Source organism: Mycolicibacterium sp. MU0053 (assembly GCF_963378095.1).
In the GTDB taxonomy this organism is placed as follows: domain Bacteria; phylum Actinomycetota; class Actinomycetes; order Mycobacteriales; family Mycobacteriaceae; genus Mycobacterium; species Mycobacterium burgundiense.
Genome location: NZ_OY726397.1, coordinates 2257247 through 2275881 on the forward strand (window position 1 = coordinate 2257247; position 18635 = coordinate 2275881).

An 18635-nucleotide genomic window follows, 5' to 3' on the forward strand; every position below is an offset into this window, starting at 1 on the left:
CCGATATGTGAAGCTAACCGCATGAACAGCATCCAGGTGGCCGACGAGACGTTCTTGGCGGCCGAACCGCAGCTGGTCGGCGCGGCCGTCGCCGAGCCGGCCCGGTGGCGCCGGTGGTGGCCGGACCTGCACCTGCAGGTCGTGGAGGAGCGCGGCGAGAAGGGCATCCGGTGGACCGTCGGGGGCGCGCTGACCGGAACCATGGAGATCTGGCTCGAACCCATGCTTGACGGGGTTCTGCTGCACTACTTCCTGCATGCCGAACCCGCCGGAGTCTCCGCGCACGACCTGAAGAAGCTGAACCTGGCCAAACTCGTGCACCAGCGCCGGGTCGCCGGCAAGAGGATGTCGTTCGAGATCAAGGCCGAACTCGAGGCCAACCGCCCGGTCGGGGTGGGGCCGCAGGCACAATGACGAAACCGGCCGTACGCGCCGGGGTACCGTTTTAGCCAAAGAGACGGGCCGGGGCAGCGGCGCGGGTTTCACGACGAGCTTCGAGGTTAGGCAGCAGGTGGCGGACAAGACGACCCAGACCATTTTCATCGATGCCGATCCCGGCACGGTGATGGACGCCATCGCCGATATCGGCTCCTACCCGGAATGGGTCAAGGAGTACAAGGAGGCCGAGGTGCTCGAGGCCGACAGTGCCGGCCTGCCGAAGACCGCCCGCCTGGTGCTCGACGCGGCCGTGCTGCGCGACACCATGGTGTTGTCCTACGAGTGGCCCGCGGATCGCAAATCGGTGCGGTGGTCACTGGTGTCGAGCTCGTTGCTGCGGGCGCTGGACGGCGCTTATCGCTTGGCGCCCAAGGGCTCTGGGACCGAAGTGACCTATGAACTCGCGGTCGACCTGCAGATCCCGATGATTGGACTGCTCAAGCGCAAGGCCGAACGCAGGCTGACCGACACGGCGCTGAAGGATCTGAAGAAACGAGTCGAGGGCTGATCGAATCCGGCGAGCCTGTCTCCGCTGACCGCACCCGGATCAGCCTCTTCGTCGGCAAGGGTGGGGTCGGTAAGTCGACGCTGGCATGCGCCACCGCGGTCCGCGACGCTCGCGCCGGGCAGCGGGTCCTGGTGGTCTCGACCGATCAGGCCCATTCGCTCGGCGACGTGCTCGGAGTAGCGGTGGCGCCAACCGGCGCCCGCGAACCGGTGCGGGTGCTGACCGACGATGCCGACGCCGGCGGGGGACTGCTGGAGGCGCTGGCGCTGGACACCCTGGCGCTGCTGGAGTCGCGCTGGCGTGAGATCGCCGGCCCGGTGGCCGACAGGTTTCCCGAGTCCGAGCTGGGAGACGTTGCCCCCGAGGAGCTTTCGGCGTTACCGGGGATTCAGGAAGTGCTCGGGCTGCACGAGGTGGGGGAGTTGGCCGCCGCCGGCCAGTGGGACCACATCGTGGTCGACTGTGCCTCCACCGCGGATGCGCTGCGCATGTTGACCCTGCCGTCGACGTTCGGGCTGTACGTGGAGCGGGCCTGGCCCCGGCACCGCAGGCTCTCGGTGCTCGACGACGGCGGTGCCACCGGGGCCATCGTCGAACTGCTCGAACGCATCAGCGGCGGGGTCGAACGGCTCTCGAGCCTGCTGACCGACGGCACCGCCGTCGCGGCCCACCTGGTGCTCACCCCGGAACGGGTGGTGGCGGCCGAGGCGGCCCGGACGCTGGGTTCGTTGACCCTGATGGGGGTGCGGGTCGCCGAACTCGTCGTCAACCAGGTTCTGATCCAAGACGATTCGTATGAGTATCAGAATCTTCCCGAGCATCCGGCGTTCGACTGGTACGCCGAACGCATCGCCGAGCAGCGGACCGTGCTCGACGAGTTGGCCGGCACCATCGGCGGCGTCGAAATGATCCTGGTGCCGCACCTGCCCGGTGAGCCGATCGGTCCCAAGGCGCTCGGTGATCTGCTCGACGGTGTTCGGCGCCGCGACGGGTCGCCGCCACCGGGTCCGCTGCGCCCGAGCGTGGATCTGGAGTCCGGCGCCGGGCTCGAATCGGTGTACCGGATGCGGCTAGAGTTGCCGCAGGTGGATTCGGGCGCGCTCACGCTCGGCCGGGTCGACGACGACCTGATCATCGGAGTGGGCGGTATGCGGCGCCGGGTGCGGCTGGCCTCGGTGTTGCGGCGCTGCGTCGTGATCGGCGCCCAGCTCAAGGGCAACGAATTGACCGTCCGATTTCGACCTGATCCGGAGGTGTGGCCACAGTGAGTGGAACGCACCCCGATCTGGGCCCCGAGTTGCGCCAGTTGGCGCAGGTGATCCTGGACCGCCTCGACCCCGCGGTGCGGTCGGCCGCGCTGCTGGCCGCCGCGCGCAGCACCGACGGGCCGGGCAGTTGCCAGCAGGTGTGGTGTCCGGTGTGTGCGCTGGCGGCGCTGGTCACCGGCGAGGAACACCCGCTGATCACCGTGATCTCCGAACACAGTGTGGCGCTGCTGGCGGTGATCCGGGCGGTACTGGACAACACCGACGGCGCCGGAACCGCCGACGAGGGCCCCGACGGGCCCGAGCCGCCGCCGGAACCGCCGCGCGGGCGTTACGAACCCATTCCCGTCACCATCGAGGACTAGCCGGGGCGGCTCGGTAGAAGCACCCCGTCGGGGTGGGTAAAGTTGCCCGCAGCATCGTGTGGTGCGGCCAAAACGGGAGGGTCCATGTGGTATTGGCTTTTCAAGTACATCCTGCTGGGACCCCTGCTGGCGTTGATCGGCCGCCCCAAAGTCGAAGGACTCGAACACGTTCCGGCCGACGGTCCGGCGATTCTGGCCAGTAACCACCTGGCCGTGATGGACAGCTTCTACCTTCCGCTGGTGGTGCGTCGGCGGATCACCTTCCTGGCCAAGCAGGAGTACTTCACCGGAACCGGGCTCAAGGGCCGGTTGCTGGCCTGGTTCTACACCGTGGCCGGGCAGGTGCCGATCGACCGCACCGACGCGGACTCCGCGCAGGCCGCGCTGGACACCGCGGTGCGCATCCTCGGCCAGGGCAAGCTGCTGGGCATGTATCCGGAGGGCACCCGGTCGCCGGATGGTCGGCTCTACAAGGGCAAGACCGGCCTGGCCCGGCTGGCGCTGGAAACCGGTGTCCCCGTCATTCCCGTCGCGATGATCGGAACCAACGTCGTGAACCCGCCGGGGCGCAAGGGGCTGCGGTTCGGCCGGGTGCGGGTCCGGTTCGGCGAGCCGATGGACTTCTCCCGGTTCGAGGGGATGGCCGGCAACCGGTTCATCGAACGCGCGGTCATCGACGAGGTGGTCTACGAGCTGATGGGCCTGTCGGGTCAGGAATACGTCGACATCTACGCGGCGAGCCTCAAAGAGGGTGCAGCGCCTGCGCAGAACGGCCAGTCGTCGGCTCGGCTGCCGCAGTCCGCGGCGGGCTGAGTCTGGGCCCGGCGATCCGGCCCGCCATCAGGCCGGCCACGAGGATCGTCGCGACGGCCCACCAGATGTAGGAACCGCCGAGCAGTTGGCGCCACCAGGCGGCGTCGGCTTCCTGGTGCTCGGGCAGCAGGTCGATCGGGGTCCAGATCATCAGGGCCAGCCCGGCCGCCGTGACCACGCCCAGGGCCGCATTGCGGTGCCGCACCGCCAGCACCGCGGTCACCACCAGCGTGGGCAGCACCCACACCCAATGGTGCGACCAGGACACCGGCGACACCACCAGGCCGAACAACGCCACGCACATCAGCGCCAACACCGATTCGGGACCGTCGGAGCCGGCGGTCAGGATCCGCCGCACGGCCCACGCCGTGAGGCCCAGGACGGCGAAGCAGGCCAGCACCCACAGGACGAACCGCAGGTTCTCGCCCAGCCCCAGCCGCGCCAGCGCGCCCGAGATGTTCTGGTTGGTGTTCAGCGTGGCGGTGCCGATGCGGTCGGTGTTGACGACGGTCGTGGTCCAGTACTCGATCGAGTCCTGCCAGGCCATCGCGAAGCCCACCAGCGTCGCGACCACGAACGAGGCCGCGGCCACCAGCAGCGCCCGGCCGTCGCGGCGCAGCACGAAATAGAGCAGGAACACCGCGGGGGTCAACTTCAGCGCGATGGCCAGCCCCAGCAACATCCCGCGCGGCCACGGGGTGCGCCGCGGCACGCAGTCGGCGAGCACCAGCGTCATCAGCACCACGTTGATCTGGCCGAAGTCAAAGTTCGATCGCAGCGGCTCCAACCACAGCACCGCCGGCGCGGTGATGGCCGCGGCCACCCACCACCGGTGCGAAGGTGCGCTCGGCAGGACGTCCAGCCGCGTCAGCACGACCATGGTGGCGACCACCAGCAGCACCAGCGTGGTGGCCGTGATCGCGATGCTGGCCGCCGGCAGCGACAACCAGGCGAACGGGCTGAAGAACACCGCCGACAGCGGCGGGTAGGTGAAGGGCAGATCGATCCCGCCGACCGTGTGGAACGTCGCGCCTTCGCTGTAGAGCGGCTGCGAATCCAGCCAGGCCCGGCCGCCCATCCGGTAGACATCGATATCGATGCGGTACGGGTTGGGCGCGAACAGCCGCCACACCGCGTAGCCGAAGGCGGCCACGGTGGCCAGTTGAAACACCCGCCAGGCGGTTTGCCGCCGTCGCTGTTTAGTCATGACCCGAACAGCGTATCTGTGTCGTACCGCCACAAGGTTTTCCCACGGCGTAAGTTCACCGCCGTGCCGCAATGGTCAGTCGACTTCCACTGGGACGTCATCACGCCGAGTCGGGTGCCATTGATGTGGTGCCTGATCGCGTTCATCGTCACGTTCTGCATCACGCGGACGATCGTGCGCTACATCCGCGCCACCGCCGACAGCGATCGGCCCAAGAAGTGGTGGCAGCCGCGCAACCTCTCGTTCGGCGGCACCGACGCCGGGGGTGACGGTGGGGGCTTCCATCTGCACCACGTCGTGATCGGCGTGATCCTGGTGCTGGTGTCGGGGATCGCGATGGTCACCCTGGCGGTCGACGGCGGGGTGGGGGCGTTCACCACGGCGGCCGTCTTCTTCGGTATCGGTGCGGCGCTGGTGCTCGACGAGTTCGCCCTGATCCTGCACCTGCAGGACGTGTACTGGTCCGAGGACGGCCGCACCTCGGTGGACGCGGTGTTCGTCGCGGTCGCCATCGCCGGTTTGTTGGTGCTGGGGTTCAATCCGCTGGCGTTCTTCGACCTCGACATCTGGCGTGCCGACGACTCCTGGGCGGTGCGCTCGGCCGTGGTGGCGTGGGCCGTCGCGAGCCTGCTGTTGGCGCTGGTGACGCTCGCCAAGGGCAAGGTGTGGACGGGTCTGCTGGGGATGGGCATACCGCCGCTGCTGGTGATCGGCGCCGTGCGGTTGTCCCGGCCGCACGCGCCGTGGGCGCGCTGGCGGTACCTGCACCGACCGCACACCATGCATCGGGCGTTGGAGCGCGAACGGCGCATTCGCCGGCCGATGGTGCGGGCCAACCTGTGGCTGCAGAGCGCGCTGGCCGGGATGCCGCGGTTGCCCGACGATCCCACGGTCGATGCCGCGTTGGACCGTCAGGTGCACGCGGCACCGGCGCCGGTGGCTGGTTAGGCTGCTTCGACGTGCGGTACTTCTATGACACCGAGTTCATCGAGGACGGCCGCACCATCGACTTGATCTCGATTGGTGTGGTGGCCGAGGACGGTCGTGAGTATTACGGTGTCTCAACCGAATTCGCGCCCGAAAAGGCCGGTAGCTGGGTCAAGAAGCATGTGCTGCCCAAGCTGCCGTCGCCGTCGTCGCAGCTGTGGCGGTCGCGCCGGCGCATCCGCGAGGACCTCGAGGAGTTCTTCGGCGTCGGCGGCAGCGAGCCGATCGAACTGTGGGCGTGGGTGGCGGCCTACGACCACGTCGCGCTGTGTCAGCTGTGGGGTCCGATGACCGAACTGCCGCTGCAGATTCCGCGGTTCACCCGGGAATTGCGGCAGTTCTGGGAGGACCGGGGCAGTCCGCGGATGCCACCGCGGCCGCCGGACACCCACGATGCGCTCGTCGATGCCCGCGACCAACTGCGGCGATTCGCGCTGATCACCGAACTGACGGGGCCGCCCGGCGGCCCCTGATCGTCGCCTCCAGCCCGGCATTGGCGCGGGGGGAGCCCAGCTACCATGTAAGGGTGAACTGGACCGTCGACGTACCCATCGAGCAGCTGCCGTCGCTGCCGCCCTTACCGGATGACCTGCGGCAACGCCTGGATTCCGCGTTGGCCAAGCCGGCCTTGCAGCAGCCGAGCTGGGATGCCGAGCAGGCCAAGGCGATGCGTACCGTGCTCGAGAGTGTTCCGCCGGTCACCGTGCCCGCCGAGGTGGACAAGCTGCAGACGCAGCTGGCCGCGGTGGCCCGTGGCGAGGCGTTCCTGCTGCAGGGCGGCGACTGCGCCGAGACGTTCGCCGACAACACCGAACCGCACATCCGCGCCAACATCCGCACGCTGCTGCAGATGGCGGTGGTGCTGACCTACGGCTCGAGCATGCCGGTGGTCAAGATGGCCCGCATCGCCGGGCAGTACGCCAAGCCGCGGTCCTCGGATACCGATGCGCTGGGCCTGAAGTCCTACCGCGGTGACATGGTCAACGGTTTCGCCCCCGATGCCGCGGTGCGCGAACATGATCCGTCGCGACTGGTGCGCGCCTACGCCAACGCGAGCGCCGCGATGAACATGGTGCGCGCGCTGACCTCCTCGGGCCTGGCCTCGCTGCAGTTGGTGCACGACTGGAACCGGGAGTTCGTCCGCACCTCGCCGGCCGGGGCGCGCTATGAGGCGCTGGCCGCGGAGATCGACCGCGGGCTGCGCTTCATGTCGGCCTGCGGGGTCAACGACCGCAACCTGGACACCGCCGAGATCTATGCCTCGCACGAGGCGCTGGTGCTCGACTACGAGCGGGCCATGCTGCGGATGGCGCATCCGCTCGACAACACCGACGAGCCCGGCGAGGCCAAGCTCTACGATCTGTCCGCGCATTACGTCTGGATCGGCGAGCGCACGCGGCAACTCGACGGCGCGCACATCGCGTTCGCCGAGGTGATCGCCAACCCGATCGGCGTCAAGATCGGCCCGACGACCTCACCCGAATTGGCCGTGGAGTACGTCGAGCGGCTGGACGCGCAGAACGTCCCGGGCCGGCTGACGTTCGTCAGCCGGATGGGCAACAACAAGGTTCGCGACGTGCTGCCGCCGATCATCGAGAAGGTGCAGGCCTCGGGCCACCAGGTGATCTGGCAGTGCGACCCGATGCACGGCAACACCCACGAGGCGTCCACCGGCTACAAGACCCGCCACTTCGACCGCATCGTCGACGAGGTCCAGGGCTTCTTCGAGGTGCATCGGGCGCTGGGCACCCATCCCGGCGGCATCCACGTCGAGATCACCGGTGAGAACGTCACCGAGTGTCTCGGTGGGGCACAGGACATTTCGGATACGGACCTGGCCGGCCGCTATGAGACGGCGTGCGACCCGCGGCTGAACACCCAGCAGAGCCTCGAGCTGGCGTTCCTGGTCGCCGAGATGCTGCGCGACTAGAAACCTCCGGCGCTACGGACCCAGCAGCGCGGTGAGGTTGCTGCCCAGCGACCACCCGGCGGCCGCCACCGAACCGGTGAGCACCAGCACGACGGCCAGCCAGAGGATGGTCGTGCGCCGGGCGCGCTGCCGGGCCCAGGCGAATTCGGTGATGTCGATGCCGGCGAACTGCCCGGCCGGCGGCAGCTCGAAGTCCTGATGTTCGGCCGTCGCGTCGTCCCAGTCGTCGGGGCCCCGGGTCATGGCGCGGGTCGGGTGGCGCACCGGCAGGATCGGGGCGGGCGCCGCCGGTGCGGCGTGCCGCTCGGTGGTGTGCTCGTGTATCCGGCTCTGGTGGATCTCGGCCGACGCATGCTGGGCGGAGTTCCGCGGCGCCGGCACCTGGAAGGCCGGCAGGTTCAACTCCGCGGCGATGGCCTCCAGATGCTCGGCCATGGCCGCGGCGTCCGGATAGCGCCGGTCGGCATCGCGCGAGGTGGCCCGCAGCACCAACTCGTCGAACTGCACTGGCACGCCTTCGATCTGGGTGCTCGGGGCGGGCACGTCATGATCCATCCGCTGATACGCCAACGCCAGCGCGGTATCGCCGGTGAACGGCGTTGCGCCGGTCAGCAATTCGTAGGTCAGGATGCCCACCGAATACACATCGCTGCGGGGATCGGAGCTACCGCTGGCGACCTGCTCCGGCGACAGGTAGGCGGCGGTGCCCAAAATCACACTGGTGGACGTGATCCCGGCCTCGGCCATCGCTCGCACCAGGCCGAAATCGACCAGTTTGACCTCGCCGTCGTCAGAGATCAACACGTTTTCGGGCTTGACGTCGCGGTGCACCAGCCCGGCTCGGTGCGCGACCCCGAGCCCGCCGAGCACCGGACGCAGCACCGCGGTCACCGCGTGCGGCGGCATCGGTCCGCGCTCGCGCAGCAGTTCGCGCAGCGTCCCGCCCTCGACGAGTTCCATCACCAGGAACGTGTGCCGGTGGTCCCGGCCCTGGTCGTAAACGGCCACCAGGCCCGGATGCTTCAGCCGGGCCACCGCCCGGGCCTCGAGCTGGAACCGGGTGAGGAACTGCTGATCACCGGCGTAACGGGGGTCCATCACCTTGCAGGCCACCGGACGGTCCAGCCGGGTGTCCAGCCCCCGGTAGACCGTCGACATGCCGCCGGTCGCGATCTTGGTCTCCACCAGGTAGCGGCCGTCGAGCAGCTCACCCTCGAGCGGATCGGTCGGCACGGTTGGCGTCACTGGGCCATCGTAGGTGGACTGTTGACGCGGTGGTGAAAACCCCGGCTCAGCGTGCTTAGACTTGACCCCGTGAGCAGCATTCCGGCCGCGGACGACGTCCTCGACCCCAACGAACCGGTCATCGACCTCGCAGCAGTCGCCGAGATGCTCGGCATCGCGGTCACCAGAGTCCATCAACACCTCCGCGACGGCCACCTGATCGCGGTGCGCCGCGGTGGCGTCCCCGCGGTGCCCGAGGCGTTCTTCACGCCCAAGGGCCAGGTGGTCAAGCTGCTGACCGGGCTGCTGGCGGTGCTGCGCGACGGCGGCTACCGCGATACCGAGATCCTGCGCTGGTTGTTCACCGCGGACCCGTCGCTGACGCTGACCTTCGACGGCAGCCGCGAGGTCCGGGAGAACGCCCGGCCCATCGACGCGCTGCATTCCCACCAGGCCCGGGAGATCGTGCGCCGGGCGCAGGCCATGGCCTACTGACCGGCGCTACCGATCCACGGCCTGCCGGGGTACATCGGCGCGGCGCAGGGAATACCACGCGCCCACCCCGCACGCGGTGGCCAGCAGCACGTGCACCCAGGAGTACATGCCGTGCGAGCCATCGGGTTTGAAGATCACCATGATCCATGTCGAGAAGCCGGCGATGCCGGCGAGCCAGGTGCGGGACTGGGTCAGCGGCGCCAGCACCGCCAGCAGCCAGGTGTAGTACCAGGGCAGCGCCGCGGGCACGAACAACACCACCACGCCCATCGCCCAGGCGGTGCCGGCCAGGGCCTCGCGGTCGGTGTGCCGGAACCGCCACCACAGCACCGGCAGTGCCAGCACCATGACCAGGATGCCGCCGATGCGGGTGACCTCCAGCACCGCATAGAAGTTCACGTCGAAGAACAGTCCGCCGATCGCGTTGCTCAGGTTGGCGATCGCGGTCGGGATGGTCAGCCAGTTGATGATCTTGACCGAACCGGCCAGCGCCGTCAGCCAGCCCAGACCGACACCGGCCAGCCACGACAGCACCGCGAACACCGCGACGAAGATTCCCACCGACCCCGCCGACGCGGCCAGGAAGGCCGTCACCGGATGTCGTGGGGCGCCCTCGGTTCCGCGTTGCGCGGGTCGATTCTGCAACTGTCGCATCCACACCCAGACCAGAAACGGCAGCGCCACTCCCGCGGTGGCCTTGACCGCCACGGCGGCCGCGACCAGGGCGATCCCGGCGATCGGACGCCGATCCAGGGTCAGCGCGATGCCGGCGGCCATCAGCCCGACCATCAGCATCTCGTTGTGGACGCCACCCATCAGATGGATGATCACCAGCGGGTTGAGCACGCAGATCCACAGCGCCACTGCGGCATTGGCGCCCAGATGGCGGGCGATCCGCACGGTCGCCCAGATCAACAGCACGAGCCCGGGCAGCATGCACAGCCGCAGCACCATGGTGCCGGCGATCACGTTCTCGCCGACCAACATCGTGACGAACCGGGCGATCAGGATGAACGCCGGCCCATACGGCGCCGTCGTCGTCGTCCAGATCGGACTGACGTCGTCCAGCAATGCGTTCGGGTTCTCCACCGGCCCGACGGCGTACGGGTCCAGGCCGTCGCGCAACAGCGCACCCTGGGCGAGGTAGGAGTAGGTGTCGCGGCTGAACAGTGGGACCGAGGCCAGCAGCGGCGCCAACCAGAAGCCGGTGGTGGCGACCATGGTGTACACCGTGGTGTCCTGGTGCACCACCCGTCGGCCCAGCCAGAGCCACGCGACCAACATCAGCGCGACGCCGCTCCACAGCAGGATCGAGGAGACCACCAGGCCGTGGCCGAACCGCAGCCAGGACAGGTGCCACCCCTCGAGCACCGGGTCGTGTAGCCGCGTGCTGCCGGCGCCGAGGCCGCCGGCGCAGATCAGCAGCGCACCCACGAACCCCAGCAACGCGGGGCGGGCCTCTTCGGCGCCGGCGAATTCCCGCAGCCGCGCCACACCGGCCTTGTTCACGGCCGCGTCACGCGGTTCGGTTGGCGGCCAGCCTGGCGAGCTCGGTGAGCCCGACCTTGGCCGCCGGGTTGATCGCCGCGGCGTCGATGGCGCTCAGCGCGGTGCGGGTGAGTTCCTCGATCCGGGATTCGACCGCCGACAGGGCGCCGACGGACTCGATGACGCCGCACAACTCGCGGACCCGGTCCTCGGTGAGGTCGGTGCCGACCGCGCCCCGCAGCAGCTCGGCGGCCGCCGGATCGGAGGCGTCCGCGCGCTCGATGGCCTCGGCCAGCAGCACCGTGCGCTTGCCGGACCGCAGATCGTCGCCGGAGGGCTTGCCGGTCACAGTGGGGTCACCGAAGACCCCCAGGACGTCGTCGCGCAGCTGGAAGGCGATGCCGAGATCGGTGCCGACGTCGTGGAACACCGTCTGGATGTCCGGGCGGTCGGCGCCGGCCGCCGCCCCGAGCTGCAGCGGGCGGGTCACGGTGTAGCTGGCGGTCTTGTAGGTGTTGACCTTCATCGCCGAGGCGATGGTGTCCGCGCCGCTGGATTCGGCGACGATGTCGAGGTACTGGCCGCCGAGCACCTCGGTGCGAATCTGCGACCACACCTGCCGGACCCGCAGGCGCGCGGCGTCGGGCAGCGGCGCGGTCGCGACGATGTCGTCGGCCCACACCAGTGACAGGTCGCCGAGCAGGATCGCCGCCGAGAGGCCGAACTGCTCGGGCGAGCCGTTCCAGCCGTGGCGGCGGTGCACGTCGGCGAAGTGCATGTGCACGGTCGGCATGCCGCGCCGGGTCGCCGAGGCGTCGATGACGTCGTCATGGATCAACGCGCACCCGTGCAGCAACTCGAGCCCGGCGAACAACAGCAGCATGTCGGCGCGGTGCGGATCCTCGTCCGCGCCGGCGACCGCGCGCCAACCCCAGTAGGCGAACGCCGGTCGCAGGCGTTTCCCGCCGCGCAGCACGAAATCCTCCAGGGCCGCGATCAGACCGTCGTAGTCGTCGCCGATGTAATTGGTATCGCGGCGGCGTTCGCTCAGGTAACCGCGCAGTTGTTCGGTGACGGCATCGACCAACTCACGGGCGGGCGGTGCCGCGTTTTCGACGCTCAGCGTCCGGCCCCTTTCTTCCAGAGATCCCGACTGATCAGACTAGAGCGTAGGTGCTCGGCCGGCGCACCGAGCACGATGCCCTGCCGCGGCTAGGCATCGTCCTCGGCGGTTTCGGCACCCACCCGCGGGGAGCGGTCCCGCGCCGACCATGCCAGCGCCCCGATGGCCGCGGCGACGAGCAGCGAGGCGATGCCCAACACCCAGGCGGCCCCGGTGAACGAGCGGGTGCTCGGGTCGGTGTAGCGGGCCTGGGCGTTCATGGTGTTGACGATGCCGGGTTCCAGCTCCCACTTGACCACGTCGGTGCCGATCCGGTCGCCGTTGGTCGAGGTCACCTCCCCGGGGAAGGACGCGGTGAGCTCCACCTCGGCCTCGGCGTCCGAGAGTGAGGTCAGGTCCACCCGGCCCTCGAGGATGACGAGGTTGCCCGCCCGGCGCAACGACAGGTCCACGCCCGCGGCGTCGCGGTTCATGTTCGCCAGCTGCGGAAGCTCGGCGAAGCTCAGGTTGGAGAACACCGCCTCGGATCCGACGAAGCCGTCGGCCTCGTAGTCGGAGATCGCCACCTTGTGCGCGAACGGCAGCTCGTTGCGCAGCTGCGGACCGGGGTCGTCGGCGTTGCGCGGCACGGCCGCGGCGATGATGCGCCCGGAGACCACGTCGTCGGGGGACACCGTGATCGAGGCGCGTACCCGGACACAGCCGACGGCCATCGGGACGAGCAGCAGGAGCAGGACGACCAGGGTGAGCAGACGCTTACGACGCTGACCATGGTGTTGCACGGTGTCTCGCGGCACCCGAGTATCCTGCCAGACTCCCCGCCCCGACCGGCGGTCCGGCGTCGAACTCGGCCGTTCTACAGCGGCAGCGGCCGACCCAGGATCGCGAACGGCCGGGGATCCCCGGCGAAGTGGTAACCCCGGATGACGTCGTCGAAGCCGAGCCGGCGATACAGCCGCCAGGCCCGATTGCTCTCGCCGTTGATCTCCGGAGTCGACAGCAGCACGTTGGCCTCGGTGCGGTCGCTGAGCAGCCGGCGGGCCAGCGCTTCGCCCAGGCCACGGCCCTGGGCGCGGGGGTGGATGTGCAACTCGGTCAGCTCGAAATAGCTCGACATCAGCCGTTCGATCGCCTCGAGCGGCAGCCCGCTGCGCTGTAGGCCCTGCAGCACCTGCTGCTGCCACCACTGATCCGGCGCCCCGCAGTAGCCGTAGGCCACGCCGAGCAGCGGCGCGTCGGCCAGCGCCGCGGAATCCCCGGATTCGTCGGTCTCGACGGCGGCGACGGCCTTCCAGCCGCGCCGGCGCATGTGCTCGAGCCACATCGACTCGCGTTGGTTCTCGGTGCCGCGCGGGTAGCGCATCGCATCGACATAGACGTGCAGCGCCTCGCGGAGGCGGCGCTGCATGTCGTTCGGCGACAGGTCGATGAGATACATGGCCAAGGCCGGCTGCCCTCCCGGAGCGTGGGATTCGGGGGTCGAAAGCGTGCAAACTCATTATGTCGGGGAAGGTGGTGGCCGCGGTGTGTGCGCCCTGGGCCTAGAATCGTGAGTCAACAAGGTGGTCCCATACAGATTCACCTCGTATCATTGATGAAGACGGTCCGCCACGCGTGGGCCGGCACCGACCGAAGCACCGACCGAAACGACCCGCCGCGCCGGCAAGGAGGGACGAATGCCACTCTCCGAGCATGAGCAGCGCATGCTTGATCAGATCGAGAGCGCGCTCTACGCCGAGGACCCCAAGTTCGCATCCAGCGTTCGTGGTGGGACGTTGCGCGCGCCGTCGGCCCGCCGCCGCTTCCAGGGCCTCGCGCTGTTCGTGGTCGGTCTGGCGATGCTGATTTCCGGTGTCATGATCAAGGCCACCTGGCTCGGCGACCTACCGGCACTGTCGGTGCTCGGGTTCATCGTGATGTTCGGTGGCGTGGTCTTCGCGGTTTCCGGGCGACGTGAGGCGGCACCGGATCTCAAGCTCGTCGACGGTCCGGCGGGCGTGTCGCGGGCCAAGAAGGCCAAGGGCGCCGGGGGGTCGTTCACCAGTCGGATGGAAGACCGCTTCCGGCGCCGTTTCGACGAGTGACGTCCGGGTAGTTTCGCCCCGTCAGGGCCGGCCGCGAGGCCGGCCCTTTTTGTTTCCCCACTTTCACCCCACCTTGCCCCACCGCGGCCCCACTGGGCTGTTTCCGCAGCATGGAGCCCGTATTCCAATGCGTCGGCAGAGTTTGCCAGCCGGCGCAGGTCCGGTGCTGGCGCGTCTTGTCCTGGGCGGATGGGCGCAGAGTGGGGGACGGCGACATTTTCATGGCGCCAGATGGAGAAAAGTGGGGGATTGTGGGGTATGGTGGCGGAGTACGGAGCGAGGGGGTTTCGGACCTGACGGTTCGAGGGTGGAGGTGACGAGTGTTTCTCGGCACTTACACGCCCAAGCTCGACGACAAGGGGCGGCTCACGTTGCCCGCCAAATTCCGCGACGCACTGGCAGGAGGGTTGATGGTCACCAAAGGCCAAGATCACAGCCTCGCCGTGTATCCGCGGGCCGAGTTCGAGCAGCTGGCGCGCCGGGCCGCCAGCGCCTCACGGAGCAATCCCGAGGCGCGGGCCTTCCTGCGTAACCTGGCCGCGGCCACCGACGAGCAGCATCCGGACGGTCAGGGCCGGATCACCCTGTCGGCCGACCACCGGCGCTACGCGGACTTGTCCAAGGAATGCGTCGTCATCGGCGCGGTCGACTACCTCGAGATCTGGGACGCCCAGGCCTGGCAGGACTACCAGCAAACCCACGAAGAGAACTTCTCCGCAGCCAGCGATGAAGCACTCCGCGACATTATCTGATGAGCCTGTACCGGCTATGGCCCCTGCAACGTGGCCTCTGCCCGAACCGGCCCTGGCGTACTTCCCCAACGCCAGGTCCGTATCGGACAGGGACCTCGCTGCAGGGGCCGTCATTCACCTGAGGGGCGGTGTCGACATGGCTGATCAACAAGGCCAGTTCGGTCACCTGCCCGTGCTGCTCGACCGCTGCGTCGAACTGCTGGCCCCGGCGCTGACCCGGACGGCCGCCGACGGATCCGGTGCGGTGGTGGTCGATGCGACCCTCGGTGCCGGCGGTCACTCCGAACGGCTGCTGAGCGAGTTCGCGGGACTGCGCGTGATCGGGCTGGACCGCGATCCGGGCGCGCTGGAACTGGCCGGCGGGCGGCTGGCTGGTTTCGGGGACCGGTTCACCGCGGTGCGCACCCGTTACGACGGACTCGCCGACGCGTTGGCCCAATGCGGCTACGCCGAGCGACGTTCGATCGACGGGGTGCTCTTCGATCTGGGCGTGTCCTCGATGCAACTCGACCGCACCGAACGGGGCTTCTCCTATTCCGTAGACGCGCCGTTGGACATGCGGATGGATCCGGACCTGCCGCTCACCGCGGCGGACATCCTCAACACCTACGACAAGGCCGCGCTGACGCGGATCCTGCGCGAGTACGGCGAGGAACGTTTCGCCAGCCGCATCGCCGGGGCCGTGCTGCGGCGACGCGAGACCGCGCCGTTCGCCTCGACCGCCGAGCTGGTCGAACTGCTCTATCAGGCCATCCCGGCGCCGGCCCGGCGCACCGGCGGCCACCCGGGCAAGCGCACCTTCCAGGCGCTGCGGGTCGCCGTCAACGCCGAACTGGATTCACTGCGCGCGGCGCTGCCCGCCGCGCTGGCGGCCGTGCGGGTCGGCGGCCGTGTGGTCGTGATGGCCTATCAGTCCCTCGAAGACCGCATCGTCAAGAGCGTCTTCGCCGACGCGACGGCCAGTCGCACCCCGGCCGGGCTGCCGGTCGAACTTCCCGGCCACGAACCGGAATTCACCTCCCTGACCCGGGGCGCCGAGCGTGCCGACGCCGAGGAGATCGAACGCAATCCGCGCAGCGCGGCGGTCCGACTGCGGGCCGTGCAGCGAGCGACCGAAAGGGGCCAGGCATGAAGACCAAGCGCGGCACCGGGCCCAACGCGGCCGCGGCGCGACGGGCGGGTAAACCAGCGGCTCCGACCCGGAAGCCGGTGCGCCGCCGTCCCCACGCCGGCGATCCGCGCGAACCGCGGCGGGCCGAGGCACAGCGTCGGCGCGAACAGCGCCGGCCGGTCGAACCGCAACCCCGCGACGGCCGCACCCGCAACCGGGATCCGCGCGGGTTGCAGCACGGCCCGGCGACCGCACCGGCGCGACGGCCGGTGCGGCCCAAGAACGCCAACCAGGCGAAGGCCCGGGCCAAGGCGCGCAAGGCCAAGGCGCCCAAGGTTGTCCGGATACCGCTGCGGGAACGGATCCTGACCCGCATCGCGTCGATCGATCTGCATCCGCGGACGCTCGCGGCCCGTGTCCCGTTCGTGGTGCTGGTGATCGGCGCGCTCGGGATGGGTCTCGGCGTCACGCTGTGGCTGTCCACCGACGCCGCCGAGCGCTCCTACGAGCTGGGCACCGCCCGCAAGGCCAATCAGGTTCTGCTGCAACAGAAAGAAGCGCTCGAACGTGATGTGCTCGAGGCGCAGGCCGCGCCGGCGCTGGCCGAGGCCGCCCGCAATCTCGGGATGATCCCGTCGAAGAACACCGCGCATCTGGTGCAGGACCCGGCCGGGAACTGGATCGTGGTCGGTGAGCCCAAGCCGGCCGAGGGCGTGCCGCCGCCGCCGCTGAACACCCCGCTGCCCGAGGCGCCCGCGGTCCCGTTGGCAACCGCGCCCGGGGCCAATCCCGAAGTCCTGGTGCGCCCGTCGGAGCAGGTGCTGCCACGCGAGCATGTGCCCGGGGTCGCGACGTTGCCGGGGCCCGTAGCGGCGCCCGGACCCATGGACGCGCCGCCGCCACCACCGGTTGAGGCGCCCGCGCCGCTGCCGGCTCAGGCGCCGCCGGCATGAGTCGGGGACCGGGCTCGGCCCCGCGGGCCGGCCAGGAGCGTTCCGCACGGGCGCGGCGCAGCCGCCCCATGTCCGATGTCGAGTCCGGGACGGCGTCCTTCGAGTTCCGGCAGCGCGTCGGTATCGCGGCGATCTTCCTGGTGCTGATCGTGGCCGCCGCGCAACTGTTCAGCCTGCAGGTGCCGCGCGCGGCCGGGCTGCGCGCCCAGGCGGCCGGACAGTTGAAGGTCACCGACATCGAACCCGCGATGCGCGGGGCCATCGTCGACCGCAATCTGGACAAACTCGCCTTCACGATCGAGGCGCGGGCATTGACGTTCCAGCCGGTGAAGATTCGTGAACAACTCGCCGAGGCCAGGGCGAAGTCGGCGGAGGCCCCCGAACCCAACGAGCGACTGCGCGACATCGCCCGCGCCGTCGCCGAGCACCTGGACAACAGCCCGGACGCCGCCACGGTGCTCAAGAAGCTCAAGAGCGACGACACCTTCGTCTATCTGGCCCGCGCCGTCGATCCGGCGGTGGCGACGGCCATCTCGACCGAGTTCCCCGAGGTCGGCTCCGAGCGGCAGGACCTTCGGCAGTACCCCGGCGGGTCGCTGGCGGCCAACATGGTCGGCGGAATCGACTGGGACGGCCACGGATTGCTGGGCCTGGAGGATTCGTTGGATGCGGTGTTGGCCGGCACCGACGGTTCGATCACCTACGACCGCGGTTCCGACGGCGTCGTCATTCCCGGCAGCTACCGCAACATGCACAGTGCGGTCAACGGCTCGACCGTGCAGCTGACCATCGACGACGACATCCAGTTCCATGTGCAGCAGCAGGTGCAGATGGCCAAGGACGCCTCCGGCGCCAACAACGTCTCCGCGCTGGTGCTCGACGCCAAGACCGGTGAGGTGCTGGCGATGGCCAACGACAACACCTTCGACCCGTCCCAGGACATCGGCCGCCAGGGCGACCGCGAGATGGGCAACCCGGCCGTCTCGTCCCCGTTCGAACCCGGCTCGGTGAACAAGATCGTCACCGCGGCCGCCGCGATCGAGAACGGCCTGACCCATCCGGACGAGGTGCTGCAGGTACCCGGCTCGATCAACATGGGTGGCGTCACCGTCGGGGACGCCTGGAAGCACGGCGTGATGCCCTACACCACCACCGGAGTGTTCGGAAAGTCCTCCAACGTGGGCACTTTGATGCTCGCCCAGCGCATCGGGCCGGAGCGCTACTTCGAGATGCTGCGCAAGTTCGGTCTCGGCCAGCGGACCAATGTCGGGCTGCCCGGCGAGAGCGCCGGGCTGGTGCCGCCGATGGAGCAGTGGTCCGGCAGCACCTTCTCCAACCTGCCCATCGGACAGGGCCTTTCGATGACGCTGCTGCAGATGACGGCGATGTTCCAGGCCATCGCCAACGACGGTCTGCGCGTCCCGCCGCGCGTCATCAAGGCCACCATCGCCCCGGACGGCACCCGGTCCGAGGAGCCGCGGCCCGAGGGGGTGCGGGTGGTGTCGCCGCAGACGGCGAAGACCGTGCGCAACATGTTCCGCGCCGTGGTGCAGCGCGACCCGATGGGATATCAGCAGGGGACCGCGCCGCAGGCCGCCATCGACGGCTATCAGGTCTCCGGAAAGACCGGCACCGCACAGAAGATCAACCCGGCCTGTGGTTGCTACTACAGCGACGTCTTCTGGATCACCTTTGCGGGCATGGCCACGGTGGACGATCCGCGCTACGTCATCGGCGTGATGATGGACGCGCCGCACCGAGCCTCTGACGGCTCGCCCGGATCCTCGGCGGCACCGCTGTTCCACAGCATCGCGTCCTGGCTGATGCAACGCCAGAACGTGCCGCTGTCGCCGGACCCCGGCCCGCCGCTGTTGCTGCAGGCGACGTAGGAG

The 18635-nt window shown here is 69.3% G+C and carries 20 protein-coding genes; 14 read left to right on the plus strand and 6 right to left on the minus strand.

The features are described 5' to 3' along the window. Nucleotides 1–21 precede the first annotated feature (21 nt). From RCP80_RS10360 to RCP80_RS10380, 5 genes are all read left to right on the plus strand, one after another. Nucleotides 22–414, plus strand: coding sequence for a polyketide cyclase / dehydrase and lipid transport (locus RCP80_RS10360; protein WP_308482240.1), 393 nt, complete (start codon nucleotides 22–24; stop codon nucleotides 412–414). A 97-nt stretch (nucleotides 415–511) separates the two neighbouring features. Next, nucleotides 512–946 carry an SRPBCC family protein gene (locus RCP80_RS10365; protein ID WP_308482241.1) on the plus strand — a complete coding sequence of 145 codons (435 nt, stop codon included), beginning with the start codon at nucleotides 512–514 and terminating at the stop codon, nucleotides 944–946. Continuing rightward, on the plus strand, nucleotides 943–2214 hold the full coding sequence (locus tag RCP80_RS10370) for an ArsA family ATPase (RefSeq protein ID WP_373693523.1): 1272 nt from the start codon (nucleotides 943–945) through the stop codon (nucleotides 2212–2214). The genes RCP80_RS10365 and RCP80_RS10370 overlap by 4 nt, the downstream gene beginning before the upstream one ends. Then, the gene (locus tag RCP80_RS10375; protein WP_308482242.1) at nucleotides 2211–2576 is read left to right on the plus strand and encodes a hypothetical protein; all 366 of its coding nucleotides are present in this window, start codon (nucleotides 2211–2213) and stop codon (nucleotides 2574–2576) included. Before RCP80_RS10370 ends, RCP80_RS10375 begins: the two co-directional genes overlap by 4 nt. An 84-nt stretch (nucleotides 2577–2660) precedes the next feature. Beyond that, nucleotides 2661–3389 (plus strand): lysophospholipid acyltransferase family protein, encoded by a 729-nt coding sequence (locus tag RCP80_RS10380; protein WP_308482243.1) that lies wholly within the window; start codon nucleotides 2661–2663, stop codon nucleotides 3387–3389. Here RCP80_RS10380 and RCP80_RS10385 read toward each other — a convergent pair. Then, nucleotides 3319–4596: a glycosyltransferase 87 family protein gene (locus RCP80_RS10385; protein WP_308482244.1), complete on the minus strand. Its 1278-nt coding sequence runs from the start codon at nucleotides 4594–4596 to the stop codon at nucleotides 3319–3321. The two genes, RCP80_RS10380 and RCP80_RS10385, sit on opposite strands and share 71 nt — an antisense overlap. Nucleotides 4597–4719: 123 nt before the next feature. Between RCP80_RS10385 and RCP80_RS10390 the strand changes: the two genes are divergently transcribed. The 3 genes from RCP80_RS10390 to RCP80_RS10400 are packed head-to-tail and all read left to right on the plus strand — an operon-like array spanning nucleotide 4720 to nucleotide 7513. Beyond that, nucleotides 4720–5544, plus strand: a complete 825-nt coding sequence (locus tag RCP80_RS10390; protein WP_308482790.1) for a hypothetical protein — start codon at nucleotides 4720–4722, stop codon at nucleotides 5542–5544. Nucleotides 5545–5555: 11 nt separating this feature from the next. Beyond that, complete coding sequence (locus tag RCP80_RS10395; protein WP_308482245.1) at nucleotides 5556–6056, plus strand: polyadenylate-specific 3'-exoribonuclease AS; 501 nt, start codon at nucleotides 5556–5558, stop codon at nucleotides 6054–6056. Nucleotides 6057–6109: 53 nt separating this feature from the next. Beyond that, a complete protein-coding gene (locus RCP80_RS10400; protein ID WP_308482246.1) occupies nucleotides 6110–7513 on the plus strand; it encodes a class II 3-deoxy-7-phosphoheptulonate synthase in 1404 nt (467 codons plus the stop codon). Nucleotides 7514–7525: 12 nt separating this feature from the next. On the opposite strand, the gene RCP80_RS10405 is transcribed toward RCP80_RS10400, so the two are convergent. After that, nucleotides 7526–8758, minus strand: a complete 1233-nt coding sequence (locus RCP80_RS10405) for a protein kinase domain-containing protein (protein ID WP_308482247.1) — start codon at nucleotides 8756–8758, stop codon at nucleotides 7526–7528. 69 nt (nucleotides 8759–8827) lie between these two features. Between RCP80_RS10405 and RCP80_RS10410 the strand changes: the two genes are divergently transcribed. Beyond that, nucleotides 8828–9232, plus strand: coding sequence for an Rv2175c family DNA-binding protein (locus RCP80_RS10410; protein WP_308482248.1), 405 nt, complete (start codon nucleotides 8828–8830; stop codon nucleotides 9230–9232). Nucleotides 9233–9238: 6 nt separating this feature from the next. Here the strand turns inward: RCP80_RS10410 and RCP80_RS10415 are convergent, their stop codons facing one another. The 4 genes from RCP80_RS10415 to RCP80_RS10430 all read right to left on the minus strand — a co-directional run bounded on the left by RCP80_RS10415 (nucleotide 9239) and on the right by RCP80_RS10430 (nucleotide 13287). Further along, nucleotides 9239–10741 (minus strand): alpha-(1->6)-mannopyranosyltransferase A, encoded by a 1503-nt coding sequence (locus RCP80_RS10415; RefSeq protein ID WP_308482249.1) that lies wholly within the window; start codon nucleotides 10739–10741, stop codon nucleotides 9239–9241. A 7-nt stretch (nucleotides 10742–10748) separates the two neighbouring features. Beyond that, nucleotides 10749–11807 carry a bifunctional (2E,6E)-farnesyl/geranyl diphosphate synthase gene (gene idsA2 / locus RCP80_RS10420; protein ID WP_308482250.1) on the minus strand — a complete coding sequence of 353 codons (1059 nt, stop codon included), beginning with the start codon at nucleotides 11805–11807 and terminating at the stop codon, nucleotides 10749–10751. A gap of 125 nt (nucleotides 11808–11932) precedes the next feature. Beyond that, a complete protein-coding gene (locus RCP80_RS10425; RefSeq protein WP_308482791.1) occupies nucleotides 11933–12556 on the minus strand; it encodes a DUF3153 domain-containing protein in 624 nt (207 codons plus the stop codon). A gap of 143 nt (nucleotides 12557–12699) precedes the next feature. Continuing rightward, nucleotides 12700–13287, minus strand: coding sequence for a GNAT family N-acetyltransferase (locus RCP80_RS10430; RefSeq protein ID WP_308482251.1), 588 nt, complete (start codon nucleotides 13285–13287; stop codon nucleotides 12700–12702). Between the two features lie 232 nt (nucleotides 13288–13519). On the opposite strand from RCP80_RS10430, the gene RCP80_RS10435 reads away from it, so the two are divergent. From RCP80_RS10435 to RCP80_RS10455, 5 genes are all read left to right on the plus strand, one after another. Then, entirely contained in the window at nucleotides 13520–13927 is a 408-nt protein-coding gene (locus RCP80_RS10435) for an SCO2097 family morphological protein (RefSeq protein ID WP_308482252.1), read from the plus strand. A gap of 320 nt (nucleotides 13928–14247) precedes the next feature. Next, on the plus strand, nucleotides 14248–14679 hold the full coding sequence (mraZ, locus tag RCP80_RS10440; RefSeq protein WP_308482253.1) for a division/cell wall cluster transcriptional repressor MraZ: 432 nt from the start codon (nucleotides 14248–14250) through the stop codon (nucleotides 14677–14679). Next, nucleotides 14654–15811 (plus strand): 16S rRNA (cytosine(1402)-N(4))-methyltransferase RsmH, encoded by a 1158-nt coding sequence (rsmH, locus tag RCP80_RS10445; RefSeq protein ID WP_308482254.1) that lies wholly within the window; start codon nucleotides 14654–14656, stop codon nucleotides 15809–15811. The genes mraZ and rsmH overlap by 26 nt, the downstream gene beginning before the upstream one ends. Next, entirely contained in the window at nucleotides 15808–16743 is a 936-nt protein-coding gene (ftsL, locus tag RCP80_RS10450; protein ID WP_308482255.1) for a cell division protein FtsL, read from the plus strand. Before rsmH ends, ftsL begins: the two co-directional genes overlap by 4 nt. Further along, on the plus strand, nucleotides 16740–18632 hold the full coding sequence (locus tag RCP80_RS10455) for a peptidoglycan D,D-transpeptidase FtsI family protein (protein WP_308482256.1): 1893 nt from the start codon (nucleotides 16740–16742) through the stop codon (nucleotides 18630–18632). Before ftsL ends, RCP80_RS10455 begins: the two co-directional genes overlap by 4 nt. Nucleotides 18633–18635 lie beyond the last annotated feature (3 nt).